This is a genomic window from uncultured Bacteroides sp. (genome assembly GCF_910585845.1).
Taxonomy (GTDB): Bacteria; Bacteroidota; Bacteroidia; order Bacteroidales; family Bacteroidaceae; genus Bacteroides.
In genome coordinates this window covers 12202-32682 of the sequence record NZ_CAJUHF010000002.1, presented here as the reverse complement: position 1 = coordinate 32682, position 20481 = coordinate 12202, and the positions used below count along the sequence as shown (strand labels likewise).

17 protein-coding genes and 1 tRNA gene are annotated in these 20481 nt (G+C 51.1%); 11 read left to right on the top strand and 7 right to left on the bottom strand.

Features of this window, described 5'->3' with window-relative positions; translation table 11 throughout:
* Window positions 1-305: 305 nt before the first annotated feature.
* Window positions 306-638, bottom strand: coding sequence for a helix-turn-helix domain-containing protein (locus QZ323_RS00950; RefSeq protein ID WP_294632056.1), 333 nt, complete (start codon window positions 636-638; stop codon window positions 306-308).
* Between the two features lie 131 nt (window positions 639-769).
* Between QZ323_RS00950 and QZ323_RS00945 the strand changes: the two genes are divergently transcribed.
* The 7 genes from QZ323_RS00945 to QZ323_RS00915 all read left to right on the top strand — a co-directional run bounded on the left by QZ323_RS00945 (window position 770) and on the right by QZ323_RS00915 (window position 9847).
* Window positions 770-1942 (top strand): DUF1343 domain-containing protein, encoded by a 1173-nt coding sequence (locus tag QZ323_RS00945; protein ID WP_294632054.1) that lies wholly within the window; start codon window positions 770-772, stop codon window positions 1940-1942.
* 148 nt (window positions 1943-2090) lie between these two features.
* A complete protein-coding gene (locus QZ323_RS00940; RefSeq protein WP_294632053.1) occupies window positions 2091-3545 on the top strand; it encodes a sodium:solute symporter in 1455 nt (484 codons plus the stop codon).
* A 23-nt stretch (window positions 3546-3568) separates the two neighbouring features.
* Window positions 3569-5080: a glycosyltransferase family A protein gene (locus tag QZ323_RS00935; RefSeq protein WP_294632051.1), complete on the top strand. Its 1512-nt coding sequence runs from the start codon at window positions 3569-3571 to the stop codon at window positions 5078-5080.
* 62 nt (window positions 5081-5142) lie between these two features.
* Window positions 5143-6081: a DUF4922 domain-containing protein gene (locus QZ323_RS00930; RefSeq protein ID WP_294632049.1), complete on the top strand. Its 939-nt coding sequence runs from the start codon at window positions 5143-5145 to the stop codon at window positions 6079-6081.
* A gap of 17 nt (window positions 6082-6098) precedes the next feature.
* Entirely contained in the window at window positions 6099-7517 is a 1419-nt protein-coding gene (locus QZ323_RS00925; RefSeq protein WP_294632047.1) for a SpoIID/LytB domain-containing protein, read from the top strand.
* Between the two features lie 157 nt (window positions 7518-7674).
* Window positions 7675-8976, top strand: a complete 1302-nt coding sequence (locus QZ323_RS00920) for an MFS transporter (RefSeq protein WP_294632045.1) — start codon at window positions 7675-7677, stop codon at window positions 8974-8976.
* Window positions 8977-9001: 25 nt separating this feature from the next.
* Window positions 9002-9847: an ATPase gene (locus QZ323_RS00915; RefSeq protein ID WP_294632044.1), complete on the top strand. Its 846-nt coding sequence runs from the start codon at window positions 9002-9004 to the stop codon at window positions 9845-9847.
* A gap of 68 nt (window positions 9848-9915) precedes the next feature.
* On the opposite strand, the gene QZ323_RS00910 is transcribed toward QZ323_RS00915, so the two are convergent.
* Window positions 9916-10548, bottom strand: coding sequence for an FKBP-type peptidyl-prolyl cis-trans isomerase (locus QZ323_RS00910; RefSeq protein ID WP_294632042.1), 633 nt, complete (start codon window positions 10546-10548; stop codon window positions 9916-9918).
* Window positions 10549-10615: 67 nt separating this feature from the next.
* Window positions 10616-12157, bottom strand: coding sequence for a glycine--tRNA ligase (locus QZ323_RS00905; protein WP_294632040.1), 1542 nt, complete (start codon window positions 12155-12157; stop codon window positions 10616-10618).
* 841 nt (window positions 12158-12998) lie between these two features.
* Between QZ323_RS00905 and QZ323_RS00900 the strand changes: the two genes are divergently transcribed.
* From QZ323_RS00900 to QZ323_RS00890, 3 genes are read left to right on the top strand one after another with little or no spacing between them, the layout of a single operon-like run.
* Window positions 12999-15677 (top strand): DNA gyrase/topoisomerase IV subunit A, encoded by a 2679-nt coding sequence (locus tag QZ323_RS00900; protein ID WP_294632039.1) that lies wholly within the window; start codon window positions 12999-13001, stop codon window positions 15675-15677.
* Window positions 15678-15721: 44 nt separating this feature from the next.
* Window positions 15722-16579, top strand: coding sequence for a DUF3316 domain-containing protein (locus QZ323_RS00895; protein ID WP_294632037.1), 858 nt, complete (start codon window positions 15722-15724; stop codon window positions 16577-16579).
* Window positions 16580-16590: 11 nt separating this feature from the next.
* A complete protein-coding gene (locus tag QZ323_RS00890) occupies window positions 16591-17601 on the top strand; it encodes a S41 family peptidase (protein ID WP_294632035.1) in 1011 nt (336 codons plus the stop codon).
* Window positions 17602-17639: 38 nt separating this feature from the next.
* Here QZ323_RS00890 and QZ323_RS00885 read toward each other — a convergent pair whose 3' ends face one another.
* The 3 genes from QZ323_RS00885 to QZ323_RS00875 are packed head-to-tail and all read right to left on the bottom strand — an operon-like array spanning window position 17640 to window position 19452.
* Window positions 17640-18383 (bottom strand): glycosylhydrolase-like jelly roll fold domain-containing protein, encoded by a 744-nt coding sequence (locus QZ323_RS00885; RefSeq protein WP_294632033.1) that lies wholly within the window; start codon window positions 18381-18383, stop codon window positions 17640-17642.
* Entirely contained in the window at window positions 18305-19198 is an 894-nt protein-coding gene (locus tag QZ323_RS00880) for a glycosyl hydrolase (protein WP_294632183.1), read from the bottom strand. Before QZ323_RS00880 ends, QZ323_RS00885 begins: the two co-directional genes overlap by 79 nt.
* Window positions 19199-19248: 50 nt before the next feature.
* Window positions 19249-19452, bottom strand: a complete 204-nt coding sequence (locus QZ323_RS00875; protein ID WP_294632031.1) for a glycosyl hydrolase — start codon at window positions 19450-19452, stop codon at window positions 19249-19251.
* Window positions 19453-19684: 232 nt separating this feature from the next.
* Between QZ323_RS00875 and QZ323_RS00870 the strand changes: the two genes are divergently transcribed.
* Window positions 19685-19766: transfer RNA gene (locus tag QZ323_RS00870), tRNA-Leu, on the top strand.
* Between the two features lie 167 nt (window positions 19767-19933).
* Here QZ323_RS00870 and QZ323_RS00865 read toward each other — a convergent pair.
* On the bottom strand, window positions 19934-20161 hold the full coding sequence (locus QZ323_RS00865; protein WP_294632029.1) for an Abi family protein: 228 nt from the start codon (window positions 20159-20161) through the stop codon (window positions 19934-19936).
* Window positions 20162-20481 lie beyond the last annotated feature (320 nt).

Below are 20481 nucleotides of genomic sequence, written 5' to 3'. Positions count from 1 at the left end.
AACTATAACGCAGCGAAAAAACGCCGATTAACCTCCCGTAACACTACAGGCTCGAAGTCTTAAAATTACGGGGTCGTTTTAACATCGTTCCCAAGGAGCGACCCTGTAACGGCCCTGTAACGGCCCTGTAACGGCCCCGTAACGAAGGTGTAGCGAACACTTAGCGAACATCGAGCGAACACTGAACGAACACGCAGCAAGCCAAATCGGGTCAAATCATGCCGAAACAAGCCCAAAACAGACCGGAAAATGACCGGCGACAGCCTCAAAACAGAAAGAAACATTAACAAACGTATTAACCTCTTTTACCCCCTTCCGGTGAACCGCTTTTTCCCCTTTCCATTTTCCATTCTCCCCTCCTCATCCCTTCTTCGCCCGGAACGCCTTGGGCGACATGCCCGTATGCTTCTTGAAAAACGCCCGAAGAAAGACTGGCCCGGAAAGCGGTACTTCTCGGCAATCTCCTTGAGCGACAAGTCCGTAGATTGCAGCGCCACCTTCAGCTCCAGTATCAGGAAACTGTCTATGAAACTCTTGGCAGTCGTCTGCCCTATCTCCTTGGTTATGCAGGAAAGATAGCGCGAAGAGATGCACAGCTCTTCGGCATAAAACGCGACATCTCTCTCCGGACAGCGCAATGTGTATGCGCCAGATTAATGAACTTTTTCCTCTAAAGAAAAATATATTCTTTATCCTGTTGGTATGAGATTCTCATGATTTTCATTTATATTTGTTGCAATAAATATCTTTTTAACGAAATAAGATTGCTATGAAGAGATTTTTGCTACTTGCCTTGCTCTTGTGCAGTGTTTCCGGCTTTTGCCGGACGCAACAGATGCGGGTCATTCCAGGCGATGAACAGATCGAAGAATATTTTCCCCTCCTGAAGGAGAAGCGGATTGCCGTTTTCTCCAATCATACCGGCATGGTGGGCGACCGCCATCTGCTGGACATCCTGGTAGAGAACCGTTTCGACGTCGTGGCCATCTTCTCGCCGGAGCATGGCTTCCGGGGAAGTGCGGACGCAGGCGAACACGTCTCCAACTCAGCCGACCCGAAGACGGGCGTGTCTATCCTTTCCCTTTATGACGGCAAGGAGCGGAAACCGAGCCGCGCCTCCATGCAGAAGTTCGACCTGTTAGTAGTGGATATCCAGGACGTCGGATTGCGTTTCTATACCTATTATATCACGATGTGCCGGTTGATGGACGCTTGCGCTGAGCACGGCAAGCGGATGCTGATACTGGATCGCCCCAATCCGAACGGGCACTATGTGGACGGACCTATTCTGGATATGAAATACCGCTCTGGTGTGGGCGGGTTGCCGATTCCCGTTGTCCACGGGATGACTTTGGGTGAGCTTGCCCGGATGGTGAACGGCGAAGGCTGGTTGCCCGGAGCGCGGAAGTGCGACTTGACGGTCATTCCGTGCCGGAACTATACGCATCAGACCCGCTACCGCCTGCCTATTCCCCCGTCTCCCAACTTGCCCGATATGAAGTCTGTCTACCTCTATCCCTCTACGTGCCTTTTCGAGGGTACTCAGGTCAGTCTGGGCAGGGGGACTGCGCGTCCCTTTCAAGTATATGGGCATCCCGATATGACCGGTTGCAGCTACAGTTTCACCCCGCGAAGTCTTCCTGGGGCGAAGAATCCTCCTCTGCTCGGCAAGCTGTGCCACGGGGTAGACCTCGGCGGCATGAGCGACGAAGAGATCTGGAAGCGCGGGTTGGACCTGAGCTACCTTATCGACGCATATCGTAAGATGAAATCGAAAGAACGCTTCTTCACCTCTTACTTCGAGCTCTTGATAGGGAGGGACTACGTACGGAAGATGATTAAGGCGGGAAAGAGCGCCGAAGAGATCAAAGCGATGTGGAGTGAAGACGTAGCGAAGTTCAAGGTGCAGCGCAAGCCCTACCTTCTTTACGACGAGAATTGAAAGAACCGAACGACGAGAAGCGAATAACGAGAGTTCGAGAATCAGATAACAAGAGTCTGAGAACTGAATAACGAGAATCTGAGAATCAAATAGTAAGAGTCTGAGAACCGAATAACAAGAATCCGATAACCCCTTGAATAATCCCAGTATGAATTCGATAGCTGTCCTTATCACCATTGCCGCTTACTTCACGATACTGTTTATTGTCTCCTACGTCGCTGGGCGGAAGGCGGACAATGCAGGCTTCTTTACGGGTAATCGCAAATCCTCTTGGTACGTTGTGGCGTTTGCCATGATCGGTTCCAGCATCTCCGGCGTGACGTATGTGTCCGTGCCGGGCATGGTGGCAAGCAGCAGTTTCGGCTATCTGCAAATGGTGTTGGGCTTCGTGGCGGGACAGCTGGTCATAGCCTTTGTGCTGACACCACTGTTCTACAGGATGAACCTTGTCTCCATATACGAATACCTGGAGGAGCGTTTCGGAATGTGCTCTTACCGGACAGGAGCCTGGTTCTTCTTCGTCTCCAAGATGTTGGGGGCATCCGTCCGTCTCTATCTGGTCTGCCTGGCGCTGCAACTGTTGGTGTTCGAGCCTTTCAGGTTGCCTTTCTTGCTGAATGTGGCGGTGACGGTATTGTTGGTATGGCTCTATACGTTCCGGGGTGGGGTGAAATCGCTTATCTGGACAGACTCGTTGAAGACGTTCTGCTTGGTTGTTTCGGTGGCGCTCTGCATCTACTATATCGCCTCCCATTTAGGGCTGTCGTTCGGTGGCATGGTCGGTGCCATTGCCGACAGCGGGATGTCGCGCATCTTCTTTTTCGACGATGTGAACAGTAAACAATATTTCTTCAAGCAGTTCTTTGCCGGGGCATTCACCATGATTGCCATGACGGGACTGGATCAGGACATGATGCAACGTAACCTCAGTTGCCGGAACTCCAAAGACGCGCAGAAGAATATGATAACGAGTGCCATATCCCAGTTCTTCATCATCCTGCTCTTCCTGATGTTAGGGGTATTGCTTTACCTCTTTGCCGACCGGCAGGGCATACAGGTGGGGCGGAGCGACGAGCTTTTCCCGCTGGTAGCCACCAGCCGTTTCTTTCCCGCAGTGGTGGGCATCCTGTTCATCATCGGGCTTATCTCTTCCGCCTATTCTGCGGCAGGCTCGGCAATGACTGCCCTGACCACCTCTTTCACGGTGGACATTCTGGGGACGAAAGGGCGGACGGAAGCCGAAGTCGTGAAGATGCGCAAGCGCGTGCATGTAGGTATGGCGACGCTGATGGGCATCACGATCTTCATCTTCCATCTGCTGAACAGTACGAGTGTGATTGATGCCGTGTATATTCTTGCCAGCTATACGTACGGTCCGATACTTGGCATGTTCGCGTTCGGCATCTTCATGAAACAGCCCGTTCGCGACAGATACATTCCGTTGGTGACCCTTCTTTCTCCTGTGCTCTGCTTCGTCCTGCAGAAGAACTCGGAAGTTTGGTTCAATGGCTACCAGTTCAGTTACGAACTTCTGATACTCAATGCCCTATTTACGTTCATCGGGCTTTGCTTGCTGATTGGGAGAATGGAAAATGGAAAATAGAATAATAAAAATGTAACAATAATATGAATAAGATGAATTGTTTTATCCCCTTTGCGGGAGCCGCCCAGGCGAAGAAGACGGTGAAGAGCCTGCAAGAAACCGGTTTGGTGGAGCGTATCTATCTGCTTGCCTTGCCCGGTGTGGAGGAGAGCCTGTCCGGTTTGGTAGAAGGTTTGCCCGATGTGGCAGAAGACTTGCCCGGTTGCAGCACGTTGCATGTGCCGTCCCTCTTTTCGACTGCTGCCATGAGGGAGATTGCGGAACATGCTGATGCGGAATATACATTGCTCTATACGAAATATACTACGCTCGAGTTGGGGCAGTTTGCCTTGGAACGCATGATGCGCATTGCCGCGGACAGTGGCGCAGGCATGGTCTATGCCGACCGTTATCAGATGAAGGCAGGCGAGCGGATACAGGCACCGTTGATAGACTATCAGCCGGGTTCGTTGCGCGATGACTTTGATTTCGGTTCCGTGCTGCTGTTCCGTTCCGATGCTTTCCGGGAGGCGGCGGCTCGCATGCAGAAGAGTGAATATCAGTTTGCGGGCATCTACGACCTGCGCTTGAAGCTGAGCCGGTGGGAAAGCCTGGTACACATCAACGAATACCTCTACTGCGAGGTGGAAGACGATACCCGCAAGAGCGGCGAAAAGCTCTTCGACTACGTGGACCCGCGCAATCGTGACCGGCAGATAGAGATGGAAGCAGCATGTACAGAGCATCTGAAAGCAATAGGCGGCTACCTGGCACCCGACTTCGAACCTGTCTGCTTTTCTTCCGGCGACTTTGAGTATGAGGCCTCGGTCATCATCCCCGTGCGCAACCGTATCCGGACCGTTCGCGACGCCATCCGCTCCGTCCTGAAGCAGAAGACGGACTTCAAGTTCAACCTGATTGTCATCGACAACCACTCCACCGACGGCACTACCGAGGCCATTGACGAATTTGGCGACGACGAACGCCTTGTCCACCTCATTCCCGAACGCACGAACTTGGGTATCGGCGGTTGCTGGAACCTGGGCGTGCACCATCCGAAGTGTGGCAAGTTTGCCGTGCAACTGGATAGCGACGATGTCTATAAGGATGAAAACACCCTGTCTGTCATGGTGCGTGCCTTCTACGAACAGAACTGCGCCATGGTGGTAGGTACCTATATGATGACAGACTTCAATATGAATATGATTGCTCCCGGCATCATCGACCACAAGGAATGGACCCCTGAGAACGGGCGCAACAATGCCCTGCGCATCAATGGTCTGGGTGCTCCGCGTGCATTCTACACTCCGTTGCTTCGCGAGGTGAAAGTGCCGAACACCAGCTATGGAGAAGATTATGCGCTGGGACTGGCATTCTCCCGCCGCTACCGGATAGGACGTGTTTATGATGTCGTCTATCTGTGCCGCCGCTGGGAAGGCAATTCGGATGCCGCACTGGACATCGTAAAGACGAACAGCAACAACCTGTATAAAGACCGTATCCGTACGTGGGAACTGCAGGCACGTATTGCGATGAATCGGAAGAAGCAATCATGAATCGGAAAACAAGCAAACTTCATTCGGAAAACAAACAATCTTAGTTCATAGAACAAACCATCATGAATCAGCGAATAAACAACCTTCTGAATAACCAGCTTGCCAATTGGGAATTGGCGTGTGCCAACTACACCGCCCTTTCCGGTGTGCGGGTGAAAGAGCTGGACGTGAATGGCATATTATATAAGGTACAGTTCAATCCTGCGCGGATCGTCTCTTCGGGAGCCAAGGTAGATGCCCGTTCCATCAAAGAGCGTAGTTGCTTCCTCTGTCCGGCAAACCGTCCGCCGGTGCAGAAAGGCATTCCCTTCGAGGGGCATTATGACATCCTGATGAATCCGTTTCCCATTTTCCCCCGCCACTTGACCATACCGGAGCAGGCACATGTGGAACAGCGCATTGTCACCCGTTTCGGCGACATGTTGTCGCTGGCGCAACTGCTGACGGACTATACGGTCTTCTACAATGGTCCCCGATGCGGTGCCTCTGCTCCCGACCATGCGCATTTCCAGGCAGGAAGCAAAGGCTTTATGCCCATCGAGAAGGATTGGCACCGACTGGTGGCAGGCAAGGTAGCCGATTATCGGAATGCCACTCTGTGGTATCTGGATGATGCTCCCCGCACTACCCTCGTCATTGATTCACCGGACAAGGACACGGCTGCCGCACTGTTCGGCATCGTCTACCGCTCCTTGCCCGTGTCTTCCGGCGAGGAAGAACCGATGCTTAACCTGCTCACCCTCTACGAATCCGGGCGTTGGACAGTCTTCATCTTCCCGCGCGCGAAGCACCGCCCTGCCTGCTATCTGGCAGAAGGGGAGGAGAACCTGCTGTGCAGCCCCGCTTCCGTCGACTTGGGAGGCGTATTCATCACCCCCGTCGAGAAAGACTTCCTGAAGATTACCGCCGAAGATGTGGCGCAGATTCTTAGCGAAGTGTGTCTCTCTGCCGATGCGTTCGGGAGGGTGAGGGAGAGAATAATGAACTCCTTGATTCCTTAATCTATAAAGACAAAGTTATGCAAGAACCCAAACTACAAGTAGGCATCCTGTCCGCTCCGCAGATAGACTTCGCCCTGCCTACGCCCTATCTGATGTGGGGAAATTATAGCGGCGGACTGGTAACCCATCATACAATGGCTTGCGGGCGGCAAGTGGCAGTCTGCAAAGAAGGCAAAGTGCTCTGGAACGGGCGCCAGTACGACGAACTGCTGTTTGAACCTCAGAATGAGGCTGCCGATGCTTTTGAACTGTCGGGCGTCACTATCGGCCTTCATTTTCATTGGGAACGCAAGGAAGACCAGCGTTTTCAGGGAGCACTGAAGCTCATTGTGCAGGACGGCAGGCTCACAGCCATCAATATCGTCCGTGTGGAAGCCTACCTGACCAGCGTCATCTCTTCCGAGATGAGTGCCACCGCTTCTTTGGAATTGTTGAAAGCCCATGCCGTCATTTCACGCAGCTGGTTGCTGGCACAGATGCAGAAGACGAAGAAGCGTACCGGTGCTCCGGACAGCACTCCCACCTGTACCCGCTCCGAAGAAGAGCTGATCCGATGGTACGACCATGAAGACCATGACGGCTTCGACGTCTGTGCCGACGACCATTGCCAACGCTATCAGGGAATCACGCGTGCCTCTACCGACATCGTGAGGCAAGCCATCGCCGAGACCCGCGGGCAAGTACTGATGTCCTGTGGGAAGATTTGCGACGCCCGCTTCTCCAAATGTTGCGGCGGCGTTTCCGAAGAGTTCCGCTACTGCTGGGAAGATACCGGTTATTCCTATCTCTCCAAGCAACGGGATTGCCCGTCCGCCACTCCTGTCACTCAGCAGAAGACGGTCACTGGTTCATCCGACGGCACATCCGACGGCAAGCTGGCAACTACCTGCTGCCCCGATCTGATCCAGGAATCCGAGGCCGAGCGCTGGATACGCACTTCTCCGGACGCCTTCTGCCATACTACCGATAAGAAGGTCCTCTCCCAAGTATTGAACAATTACGACCAAGAGACGACGGACTTCTACCGCTGGAAAGTGGAGTACACCCAAGACGAGCTTGCCCGCCTGATACGTGAGCGTTCGGGCATCGACTATGGGCAGATCATCGACCTGGTTCCCGTGGCACGTGGTACCAGCGGACGCCTCTGGAAGCTGAAGATTGTAGGCACCAAGAAGACCCTCACCATCGGCAAGGAATTGGAAATCCGCCGTACCTTGTCTCCTTCGCACCTCTACAGTTCCGCCTTCACGATAGACAAGGAAGATGTCTCTCCCGAAGGGATTCCGGGACGCTTCCTGCTCACCGGGGCAGGGTGGGGGCATGGCGTAGGCCTGTGCCAGATCGGTGCTGCCGTTATGGGCGAACAGGGCTACGGATACGACCAAATATTGCAGCACTATTATGTCGGTGCCGGTATCGAACAATTGTATGACTGACAGGAAGTGAACAAGGAGACAAGGGAACAAGCTTATCTTATTTGTCTGCTTTGTGAATAAGGTGAAGGTAGAAATCTGAATCGCTTCTCCTCGTAGCCTTGCAAACTTGTTTACTGACAGCATATCAGAGATATGCGAAACTTAAATAATTTATGCCATGAACAATACCAAAAGAATAACCCCCTGGGCTTGGATACCCACCCTATACTTTGCACAGGGCATTCCTTATTTCATCGTAAACAACATCTCCGTGATGATGTTTACCAAGATGGGCGTGCCGAACGGTGAGATGGCCTTGTTTACCAGCCTGCTCTATCTGCCTTGGACCATCAAACCTTTCTGGAGCCCCTTTGTCGACATCGTCAGGACCAAGCGATGGTGGACGGTCTCCATGCAGGTACTCATGTCGATAGCCTTTATCCTGCTGACGCTCTCCATTCCGCATCCCGCTGAGGAGGTCGTGACAGCCGGAACGACACCCATCAGCCTGTTCGGTGTCACGCTGTTCCTGTTCATCGTCACCGCCTTTGCCTCTGCCACTCACGACATTGCGGCGGATGGCTTCTATATGTTGGCATTGCGGCAAGACGAGCAGGCGGAGTTTGTGGGCATACGGAGCACGTTCTACCGCTTGGCGTCCATCTTCGGGCAGGGAGTGCTTGTCGCCGTTGCCGGTGCCATCGAACTGAAGTACGACGACATCCCGCTGTCGTGGACCGTTACGATGCTGATCACTGCCGTCCTGTTCAGCCTGGTCACTCTCTATCATCTCTTTGTCATGCCTCGTCCCGTAGCCGACAAGTCTGTCCTGACGCCGGGCACTGCCGATGTGAAAGCCATATTCCGGGAATTCGGACACACGTTTGCCACCTATTTCACTAAGTCCGGCGTATGGCTTGCCATTGCCTTCATGATGCTCTACCGGTTGCCCGAAGCCTTCCTGCTCAAGATGTGCATGCCTTTTCTGGTGGCAGGCAAGGAGGCGGGCGGTTTGGGGCTTTCCACGGAGCAGGTCGGCATAGCCTACGGCACCATTGGCGTACTGTTTCTTGTGGTAGGCGGCATCCTTGGGGGAGTGTTCGCATCGCGTGTGGGGCTGAAGCGTTCCATCTGGTGGATGGCGGCGTGCATGACTTTACCTTGCCTCACCTTTGTCTATCTTGCCACCTGCCAGCCCGACAGCCTGGTGGTCATTTCCGCTTCCATTGCCATCGAACAGTTTGGCTACGGTTTCGGATTCACCGCCTATATGCTCTACATGATGCACTTCTCCGAGGGCGAGTTCAAGACCTCCCATTATGCCATTTGCACTGCCTTCATGGCGCTGAGCATGATGATTCCCGGCATGTTTGCCGGTTACCTGCAAGAGGCGGCGGGTTATGCCGGCTTCTTCTGGATTGTGATAGCCTGCTGCGCAGCCACGGTTGCGGTGACTACGCTGGTGGATAAGAGATTATAATAAAGAACCCCAAAATCCAAACAACATGATTTTACTTGCAGACAGTGGCTCCACCAAGACCGACTGGTGTATTGTGGAGGAGAGTAATACTTCCGTCAGGAAGGTTTCTACGAAGGGTATCAATCCCTTCTTTCAATCGGAAGAGGAGATCGGTAGCGAGCTTGCCGCATCGTTATTGCCTCAGTTGCCTACCGATGTTTTCGATGCAGTCTATTTCTATGGTGCCGGTTGCATCGGCGATAAGGCAGCGATGGTCCATCGTGCCCTATCCCGCCATCTCCGTTTGCCGGAGGGAGGCGTAGAGGTCTGTACGGATATGCTTGCCGCTGCCCGTGGACTGTGTGGGCATAAGCCGGGCATTGCCTGTATCTTGGGTACCGGTTCTAATTCCTGTTATTACGATGGCGAACGCATAGCCGCTAACGTTTCCCCTTTGGGATTCATCCTTGGCGATGAAGGTAGTGGCGCTTGCTTGGGTAAGTTGTTGGTGGGCGACCTGCTGAAAAACCAACTGCCCCAGGAACTAAAAGAAAAGTTCCTGAGGCAGTTTGGTCTGAAACTGGAAGATATCATCGACCGGGTATATCGGAAGCCTTTTCCGAATCGTTTCTTGGCGGGTCTGTCCCCGTTCCTTGCACAAAATTTGGAACTCCCCTGCATCCGTACGCTTGTGCTGGACAGCTTCAAGGCTTTCATCAGGCGGAACGTCATGCAGTATGATTATGAGCACAATCAAGTGCACTTTGCCGGTTCCGTAGCCTTCCACTACCGAGAAGTGCTGGCGGAAGCAGCGCAGGCGACAGGCATCCGGTTAGGAAACGTGCTCAAAAGTCCGATGGAAGGATTAATCGGCTATCACAGAGGGGGCTGAACTTCCTTTGCTACAAAGTCGTCTGAACTCCCTCGTAAAGTTATTTGATTTTCTTTCCTCTTGTCCGGTTACAACGGAACGACTTCGGTCATGATCACGTCAAAAGTCAGCACGGAGTAGCCGGGTATGTTTTGGTTGCCGCTGGTTCCGTATGCAGAACCCCACGGAACGTAGACTATCCAGCGTTCACCGCTATGCATGTACTGCAAGAACTGTCTCCAGCCTGAAGTCAACGAGCTTGAACCGATGTTGAACAGTACCGGAGTATCGAAAGCTGTAGGCTCTTTTTCCAGTTTTGCCGGAATATTCCGGTCTGTTGCACCATATCCGTCGAATGTACCGTCGAATCTGGTGCCATCGATCAGGGTACCGTAATAATGAACATACGCAGAGCCGAAATAGAGTGGGCGGTCACCGTCCAGGTTCTTCCGGAGCTTCTTGCAGTAGATGTATTCAGGGGTGGCACTTGTGCTGATGTAATCATTCTTTATATAGAACATTTCCCCTTCTTGAATCCGTTCCAGTTGTTCCAGGTTGCCTACCAGTCTATCGCCGGCAAGCACCTTTATTGAGTCCAAGAACACTTCGTTGCGCTCTTGCCAGTTGGAGTATTTTCCTTCTTCTTCCACTTCTTCGCAAGAGACAAACGCACCTGCTGCAAACAACAGGAAGGGCAGGAATACCAAGAGTTTTACTTTCATTCTGATCATGTCTTGTAGTTACTTACTCAAGTTTCGCAAGTTCAAGAACTTGCGAAACTTAAATTACTTATTGCAGCGTCTTCAGCAACGATGTAATGCTGACGCGGTCTGCAATGATGTTATTCAGTTCAGCAATGGGCACACGCTCTTGCTGCATCGTGTCGCGGTTGCGCAGGGTCACGCAGTTGTCTTCCAGCGTCTGGTGGTCTACGGTTACGCAGTACGGCGTACCGATGGCGTCCTGGCGGCGGTAACGCTTGCCGATGCTGTCCTTCTCGTCATACTGGCAGTGGAAGTGGAATTTCAGAGAGTCGATGATTTCGCGTGCCTTTTCGGGCAGTCCGTCTTTCTTCACCAAAGGCATTACGGCAAGTTTCACGGGAGCGAGTGCGGCGGGCAGTTTCAGCACGACGCGGCTTTCTCCGCTCTCCAGTTGCTCTTCGCAGTAAGAGGCAGACATGATGCTGAGGAACATACGGTCTACACCGATACTGGTCTCGATAACGTACGGAGTGTAGCTTTCGTTTGTTTCGGGATCGAAGTATTTGATGTTCTTGCCCGAGAACTTCTCGTGCTGCGAGAGGTCGAAGTTCGTACGGCTATGGATACCTTCCACTTCCTTGAATCCGAACGGCATCAGGAACTCAATGTCCGTAGCGGCGTTGGCGTAGTGGGCAAGTTTGTCATGGTCGTGGTAGCGGTAGTGGTCGTCGCCGAAGCCCAGAGCCTTGTGCCATTTCAGGCGGATTTCCTTCCACTTCTTGAACCAGTCTAACTCAGTGCCCGGTTTCACGAAGAACTGCATCTCCATCTGCTCGAACTCGCGCATGCGGAAGATGAACTGGCGGGCAACGATTTCGTTACGGAACGCCTTTCCTATCTGTGCGATACCGAAAGGAATCTTCATGCGGCCTGTCTTCTGCACGTTCAGGTAGTTGACAAAGATGCCTTGTGCCGTCTCCGGACGCAGGTATATCTTCATGGCGCCATCGGCGGTAGAACCCATTTCGGTGGAGAACATCAGGTTGAACTGGCGTACTTCGGTCCAGTTCTTTGTGCCGCTGATGGGGCATACGATCTCTTCGTCGAGGATGATCTGGCGGAGTTCGTCGAGGTTGTTATCGTTCAGGGCTTTTGAGAAGCGTTCGTGCAGGGCGTCGCGTTTGTTTTGGTATTCCAGTACGCGGGCATTGGTGCTGCGGAATTGCGCTTCGTCGAAAGCATCTCCGAAACGTTTGGCGGCTTTGGCCACTTCCTTGTTTATCTTTTCGTCATACTTGGCGAGTTGGTCTTCGATGAGCACGTCGGCGCGGTAGCGTTTCTTCGAGTCGCGGTTATCGATCAGCGGGTCGTTGAATGCGTCCACGTGTCCGCTGGCTTTCCAGATGGTGGGATGCATGAAGATAGCCGAGTCGATGCCGACAATGTTTTCGTGCAGCAACACCATGCTCTGCCACCAGTATTGTTTGATATTGTTTTTCAGTTCCACACCCATCTGACCATAGTCATACACAGCTCCCAGTCCGTCGTAAATGTCGCTGGAAGGGAATACGAAACCGTATTCCTTGCAGTGCGATACGAGTTTCTTAAAAACGTCTTCTTGTGCCATTTTCTTGTTCTATCTATTAATTTTAATCTTGTTCTTTCCTAAAAAGTGCCACAAAGATAGGGATTTATATGATAAGTCGGACAGGAGGGGTATTAATTTATCTTATTGTTGCGTGGTAGGCGCATAAACCAATGCGCTGCAGGGACATGAGGCGGCTCTTCTTGCGTGGCATGTAACAGCGAAAGTTGAGCTTGTACAACAAGTAATGTTATAGGTCATAACAAGTAATGTAATAGAACTACGGCACGCACCTGAATGCGGAAGACCGGGCATTGGTAAAAGCTCAGATGGGTAATTAAGTAATTAAACAACAGTTTGCTATGAAATTCAAATTTATCATTACTGCCATGAAACTGGCAGCCGCCTGCCTCAGTGTCTAGTCATCATTGCCGACTCATTTTAAGATTCTAGTAGCAAAATTCGCAAACATATAAGTTGATATAACTCCTAAAACAAGAGTACTCCAATTTATTCCATCTGATATGTTAGTGAATAAAGGGGTTATGCCTCCTGAAACAAGTACTGCGAAAATAAGTTTAGACAAGTCAAAAAAATAACCGGCAAGCTTATCTCTTCTTGTTTTGTCTTTCTCTTTAGCTTCTGTTTTCTTTTCTTGTTTTTTCCCCAGTTACTCATTGCTTTAATGTTTGATGCAAAGATAATTATTTCGATTTGAATACCAAGATTGGAACAGAATATTTTGAAATCGATAAGCTCAGCCTTGACTAATTAAAATTCCTTCTTTTGCAGAATTATCGGGAATTTTTGTATTTTTGCGTTCGACTGAAAATTCCGGTTGGAAAATTCAGCAGATATTCAGAACAGATATTCCCAAACAGATATGAGCGAAGACTTGGAAGCACCGGAAGATGCCTTGAAAAATAACCACCCGACGGAGAACGAAGAACATTCGGACTACAAACCCGCCGACACGAAAGACGTAAACGCCAAATACCAGCTTAGCGGCATGTACCAGAACTGGTTTCTGGACTATGCCTCATACGTCATACTGGAACGTGCCGTACCCCACATCAACGACGGACTGAAACCCGTGCAACGACGCATCCTGCACACCATGCGACGCATGGAAGACGGACGCTACAACAAAGTGGCGAACATCGTGGGCGAAGCCATGAAGTTCCACCCCCACGGCGACGCCTCCATCAAAGACGCACTGGTGCAACTGGGACAGAAGGACATGCTCGTCGACTGTCAGGGAAACTGGGGAAACATACTCACTGGCGACGATGCCGCCGCCGCCCGATACATCGAAGCCCGGCTGACGAAGTTCGCACTGGACGTCGTGTTCAACCCCAAGACCACCGAATGGAAACTCTCCTACGACGGACGAAACAAAGAACCGGTGACCCTGCCGGTCAAGTTCCCGCTACTGCTGGCGCAAGGCGTGGAAGGCATTGCCGTGGGATTATCCTCCAAGATACTGCCGCATAACTTCAACGAACTGTGCGACGCCTCCATCAGCTACCTGCACGGCGAAGAATTCAAACTCTGTCCCGACTTCCAGACGGGCGGAAGCATCGACGTCTCCAAGTACAACGACGGTGAACGCGGCGGAGCGATACGCGTGCGCGCCAAGATAGAGAAGATAGACAACAAGACGCTTGCCATCAAAGAGATCCCCTTCGGTAAGACGGTTGCCAGCGTCTGCGACTCCATCGTGAAGGCGAGCGAGAAAGGCAAGATCAAGATAAAGAAAGTGGAAGACCTGACATCCGGCAACGTCGAGATACTCGTACACCTCGCCCCGGGCGTCTCTTCCGACAAGACCATCGACGCCCTCTACGCCTTCACGGACTGCGAAGTGAGCATCTCGCCCAACTGCTGCGTCATCGACGACCAGAAGCCGCACTTCCTCACCGTCAGCGACGTACTGCGGAAATCGGTGGACAACACCCTGTCCCTGCTGCGCAAAGAGCTGGAGATACGCAGGGACGAGATTCTGGAAAGCCTGCATTTCGCTTCGCTGGAGAAGATCTTCATCGAAGAACGCATCTACAAAGACCCTGAGTTCGAACAGGCACGAAGTATGGATGCCGCCTGCGAACACATCGACGAGCGCCTGACGCCCTTCTACCCGCAGTTCATACGCGAAGTGACCAAAGAGGATATCCTCAAACTGATGGAGATCAAGATGGGTCGCATCCTCAAGTTCAATTCCGACAAGGCGGAAGAACTCATTGCCCGCATGAAGGCGGACATCGAGGAGATAGACCGGCATCTTGCCAACATCGTGGAGTACACCGTGGATTGGTATCGTATGCTGCAAAACAAATACGGCAAGAACTTCCCGCGGCGCACCAAGCTGCGCAACTTCGACACCATCGAAGCAAGCAAGGTGGTAGAGGCGAACGAGAAACTCTACATCAACCGCGATGAAGGCTTCATCGGCACGGGACTGAGGAAAGACGAGTTCCTTTGCAACTGCTCCAGCCTCGACGATGTCATCGTCTTCTTCCGCGACGGACGCTATCTGGTGACTCCGGTGGCGGACAAGAAGTTCGTGGGAAAGAATATCCTCTACGCCAACGTGTTCAAGAAGAACGACAAGCGTACCATATACAACGTGGTCTATCGCGACGGAAAAGAGGGCACGCAATACATCAAGCGTTTTGCCGTGACAAGTATCATCCGCGACCGCGAGTACGACGTGACGCAAGGCACGCCCGATTCGCGCATCACCTACTTCACCGCCAACCCCAACGGTGAGGCGGAAATCATCAAAGTAACCCTGAAACCCAACCCGCGTGTGCGCCGCATCATCTTCGAGGAGGACTTCAGTGCCGTGGGCATCAAGGGGCGTCAGGCAAGGGGAAACATCCTGACCAAACTGCCCGTGCACAAGATTTCCCTGAAGCAACGGGGAGGCTCTACGCTGGGCGGACGTAAGGTCTGGTTCGACCGTGACGTGCTTCGCCTTAACTACGACGGGCGAGGCGAGTTCCTAGGCGAGTTCCATAGCGAAGACAGCATCCTGGTGGTGCACGAAAACGGCGACTTCCACATCACCAACTTCGACCTCAGCAACCACTACGAAGCCAACATCCGCATCATCGAGAAATTCGAGCCGAACAAGGTATGGACCGCCGTGCTGTATGATGCCGACCAGCAGAACATGCCCTACATCAAGCGTTTCTGCATGGAGGCGACTGTCCGTAAGCAGAACTATCTGGGCGAGAACAAGAACAACCGCCTGATTTTGCTGACGGACGAATACTATCCCCGTCTGGAAGTGGTGTTCGGCGGGCACGACAGTTTCCGCGAACCGATGGTCATCGAAGCCGATGAATTTATCGGTGTGAAGGGCTTCAAGGCGAAGGGCAAACGCCTCACCACATTTACGCTGGAGACCGTCAACGAACTGGAACCGACGCGCCAGCCGGAAGTGACGCAGACTGTGGAAGAGAGGGAAGAGGAGGAGGTGGAAATCCTGGATCCCGACTACGGCAAGAGCGAAGAGGATATTCGGGACGAGATAACGGGACAGATGAAACTGTTCTGAGTGAGAACAACTGCTATTGATTAGCGACAAGCAACCATGAAGTGATGGGAATTTATAAAATCGGTATAATGGCGGGATGCTTGCTTCTGCTGGGCGGAACCCTGAGGGCGCAAAGTAGGGAAGAAGATCGCGCGCTGCAAACATTGAGGGCGGACTCGTCGGCAAGGACGCGCTTCGTCACCCGTGCAACCCTATACGGAGTAGGCTGCACTAACCTGTTCGACACTTATCTCTCTCCGCAGGAGTACAAGGGCATCGACTTCCGCATCTCCCGCGAGAGCATACGCATGACCCGGTGGATGGGCGGCAAACTCTCCCTGCAAAGTTTCTTTCAGGCGGACGTCGGCTATGCGCATAACCGTGCCGACAACAACAATATGTTCTCCGGCCTTGCCAACTGGAATTATGGGTTGCACTACAACTTCCCCATCACTTCCAACTTTAAACTGCTTGCCGGCGGCCTTGTCGACCTGAACGGCGGCTTTGTCTACAGTCTGCGGAACGGAAACAATCCGGCACAGGCACGCGCCTACGTCAATCTGGATGCCTCCGGCATGGCGATATGGAACCTGCGGATCAGGAATTATCCGGTCTCTCTGCGCTATCAGGTCAACCTGCCTTTCATGGGTGTCATGTTTTCACCCAACTACGGGCAGTCGTACTACGAGATATTTACATTGGGTAACCACGACGGAGTGATCAACTTCACTTCCCTGCACAACCAGCCCTCGCTGCGCCAGATGCTGACTGCCGACCTCCCTGTGGGAAGGGCACGGATGCGCCTCGCCTATCTGTGGGACGCGCAGCAGTCGAAGGTCAACGGGATAAAGACGCATACCTATTCGCATGTCTTTATGGTCGGATTCGTAAAGGAATTATATTTGTTGAGGAAAAGGCATTAATTAAATGGAAAATGGAAAGGGGAAAATGGAAAATGGAGTTTTTGTTCGTCCTGCTTGCGTTGCTGGGCGGATGCATTCGGGAAGAAGAGTTTGACGACTCCCCGCGAGGTAACTTCGAGGCGTTGTGGAAGATTATCGACGAGCAGTATTGTTTCCTGGACTACAAGCAGATAGACTGGGACGGGATTCATGATAAGTATAAACCGCTCATTACTGCCGGCATGCCCGACGACGGCCTGTTCGAGGTGCTCGACAACATGCTTGCCGAACTGAAGGACGGGCACGTCAATCTGTATAGCGCCTCCAATATGGCGCGCTATTGGGACTGGTATCTGGATTATCCGCGCAACTTCAACGAAGGAATTATCGAACGGACCTACCTCGGAAAAAGCTACCGCATTGCCGGCGGACTGAAATACAAGATTTTGGAAGACAATGTCGGATACGTCTATTATGAATCTTTCTCCGACGGCGTGGGAGACGGCAACCTGGACGAAGTGCTCTCTTACCTTTCCGCATGCAACGGGTTGATCTTCGACGTACGGAACAACGGCGGCGGCAACCTGACCTTCTCCACCCGGATTGCCTCCCGCTTCACCAACGAGAAAGTGCTTACGGGTTACATCATGCACAAGACCGGAAAGGGACACAGCGACTTCTCCGCTCCCGAACCCATCTACCTGGAGCCTTCCAACAGCATCCGTTGGCAGAAGAAAGTCATGCTACTCACCAATCGCCATTCCTACAGCGCCACGAACGATTTCGTGAATGCCATGCGCTATTTCCCCAACGTGACCGTTGTAGGCGATAAGACCGGTGGAGGCTCAGGGCTTCCTTTCTCTTCCGAACTTCCCAACGGCTGGGGGGTGCGTTTTTCGGCAAGTCCGCACCTGGATGCGCAGAAAGAGCATATCGAATTTGGCATTGAGCCGGACGTGAAAGTGGATATGGACAAGGAAGACGAGGACAAGGGCGTCGATACTATCATTGAGAAGGCGCGCGAATTGCTGAAAGTCGGATGATGCTTCAGGTTTCGACACGCATACATTTGAAGAAGTCATCATTCACTATAGAGTTGAACAGGCCCCAACAATCCCGATTCTTGTGACGGAGTATCTTTCTTCCAGGGATTGACGGTTACGGAGGTTTCCCGTTCTTTTTCGGGTAAATTCAAATCCCCTATCAATTTGTTCATCCAATTGTTCACGACTGTAATCCGTACTTTGTTCTCTCCCGGATGTATATAGTCATTGATTCTCAAACGGTAGGGAGGCGTCCAGACACCTCCGACATACTTGCCGTTCAATTGTACGGTAGCCATTACCATTACATTGCCAAGATCAAGGTACAGGACACGGCTTGAATCTTGCCCATTCCAATGAAAACTCTTTTCATAAACAGCTTCACCGGAATGGTGGCGTAGTATTCTGTCTTCCAGTTTGGTCCAACAGGTCAGACTATCCATGACAAAAGTCATCGGAGTTGTATATACGGAACGGAATGTTACTTCCCATCTGTCATTCAGTGTGGCAACAGGCTGCCGCAAGGGAACGTTTTTCTTGGATTCGTTTACTTCGCCTTTTATCGGACTGAAAACAAGGAAGGCACTTTCTAAAGCATCAAATTGCAAAGGGACTTCGATCCCGCCTTCTTTCACTGAGTATTCCGGTAATGGTCTTGTCTCGCCTGTTACGGGATTCCAAAGTTCCGGATATGTATTCTTACTCACCCGGAATATGGGAGATATAGCTTGGATTTCTTCATTCTGGTTGGAAATGAAATAGAGATCTCCATCGGAAAGCATTCTGTGGATGTAAAGGAAAGGAGCTTCGGAAGCTTGTCCCAACAGTCACCTTCGGGGGCGTCCCATGTCAATATCCCATCCTTAACATTGTCGGTGAGACCTATGACTTCCTTCGGATCAATACATAGACTATGGTCTACCTGAGGCTGCTTACGCCATAAGTAATCATCAAACAGGGGGAGAGGACGCGGGAACATCTTGGCCAGGGACTTTTCTGCATAACGCTCCAGCATGGGTCTGGATGAATATTTTACTGTCAACTCACAACTCCCTTCCGACTTGAATTGTAGTTGCAGCCTGTCATTTCCTGATAATGAATCGGAAGGAACTGCTATGACGATGGGGGCAGTAGGATTGAAACCGATCTGTCTTCTTAAGTTGCTTCTGTCAATGTCTATCTCATCCAATAAGTCACCGTTCTTGTACAGTAATGCGGAAGTCTTTACCGGAGAATGGGTAAAGAACGAAAGACTACGGATCGGTTCGGAATCGTTCAGAGCCAGTTCGTAGCTTTTTTCTTCGCCATCTTGTTTCTTGACGACAATCTCTTTTTCCTGAAATACGTCATGAGAAGGGTTTTTATACGCAATGACACGTACATCTTGGCCGATGTTTCTTTCTAAGAGATATGTATTGGATATATAACTCTTAAATTCCCATCGGTTTGGAAACTGGCGGACTTGCGGCAAGGTAATCCGGAGATGTCTGCCCCCATAGACCATCGTATCAGCAGAAACCAAATAACGCATGCTTTCACATGGCTTGATCCAAGGACCGCCAGACTGGCTCCATCCCGGACTGTTAAAGATGCCGATCTCTATGTCAAGTCAGAAGCTTTCTTCAACGCTGCATGCAGGACTTCCTATCATTCGTCCGAAAACATCCTGGCTTTTCCATAAGGAACTCCTTGCCCGCCGATATTTCCTATGAAAGCTCTGGTTATGCCTGCTTCTTTCATAGACAGAAGGTCTCCTTCGACTCCACGAACCGATATGTTGTCGGACATCCAATACCAGTATACAGCCAAGCGTACGCTGTCGGGCACTTTCTGAAATCCTTCTCTTATCATTTCTACACTTTCTTTCGCAAGGCTGTCCTTTCTGCCGAAACAAGAAGAACAACCGAGCGCCACTAAGCTTAAACAAACAGCAAGTAATTGTCTTTTCATCGCATATCGGTCTAAAAAAATTAAGTCGTACAAATGTAGCAATTTTCTATTTTGCCAAACACTTTCTGCCTTAAACTTTTGCCGGAAAGAAAAATCTTCCTATCTTTGCCGACGCTTTATGAAAAAAGCCACTGCGGGTGTGGCGTAATTGGCAGCCGCGCCAGACTTAGGATCTGGTGCCGCGAGGCGTGTAGGTTCGAGTCCTATCACCCGCACAAGTTTACTTTGGAGGGTTTTTCTTCGGAAAAATCCTCTTTTTTATTTAATTTCTCTGTCTGTCGCAGGTTTCCCGACACCTAATTGCGGCCTTCGTTGTTCAAAATGTGTAAGACCTCTCGGATATCAAATACACCGAAAAGATTATTTCGATGCAGTGAATTGATTAATACAATTCAGATTCAGCATTGCCACAACGGTTCGGATTTCCCCAATATAGCTTGGATAATGTTCCAAAGGAAACATGCTCCAAGGTTTTCCATGCAGATGGAAATTGAGGATTGTCGTGTTTGGCGAAATACTCCTGAACGAATTCTTCTTTAAAACGGGGGGAGCGATCTTTTGGGTTGGTATTTTTAGGCCAGCGGATATTTCCTTGAAGGGGGATAGTCAAATCGAATTGAATTAAATTAAATTGTAAAAACAGGAATTATTCGGAAAAGGAGTTTATTCGGGAGCATCTTTTGAAACCTCCCTTCACGAAAAAATCCGTTCCGTGAGGCGAAATATTTCAGCCCATAGGACGGATTTTTTTATCTCGTGAAATGGAAAGAATCGTCTCACGGGACTATTTTTTTCGTCTCACGAGACGAAAGGATTGTTTTCATAAGAGGAAAAAATCTGTATTTCCCAGGCTATTTTTAGTGTCAAAAGTTTCAGGTTTCACTTATGCCTAAAAAATTCCGCGCGAACATACTTTTAATGTTAATTCAA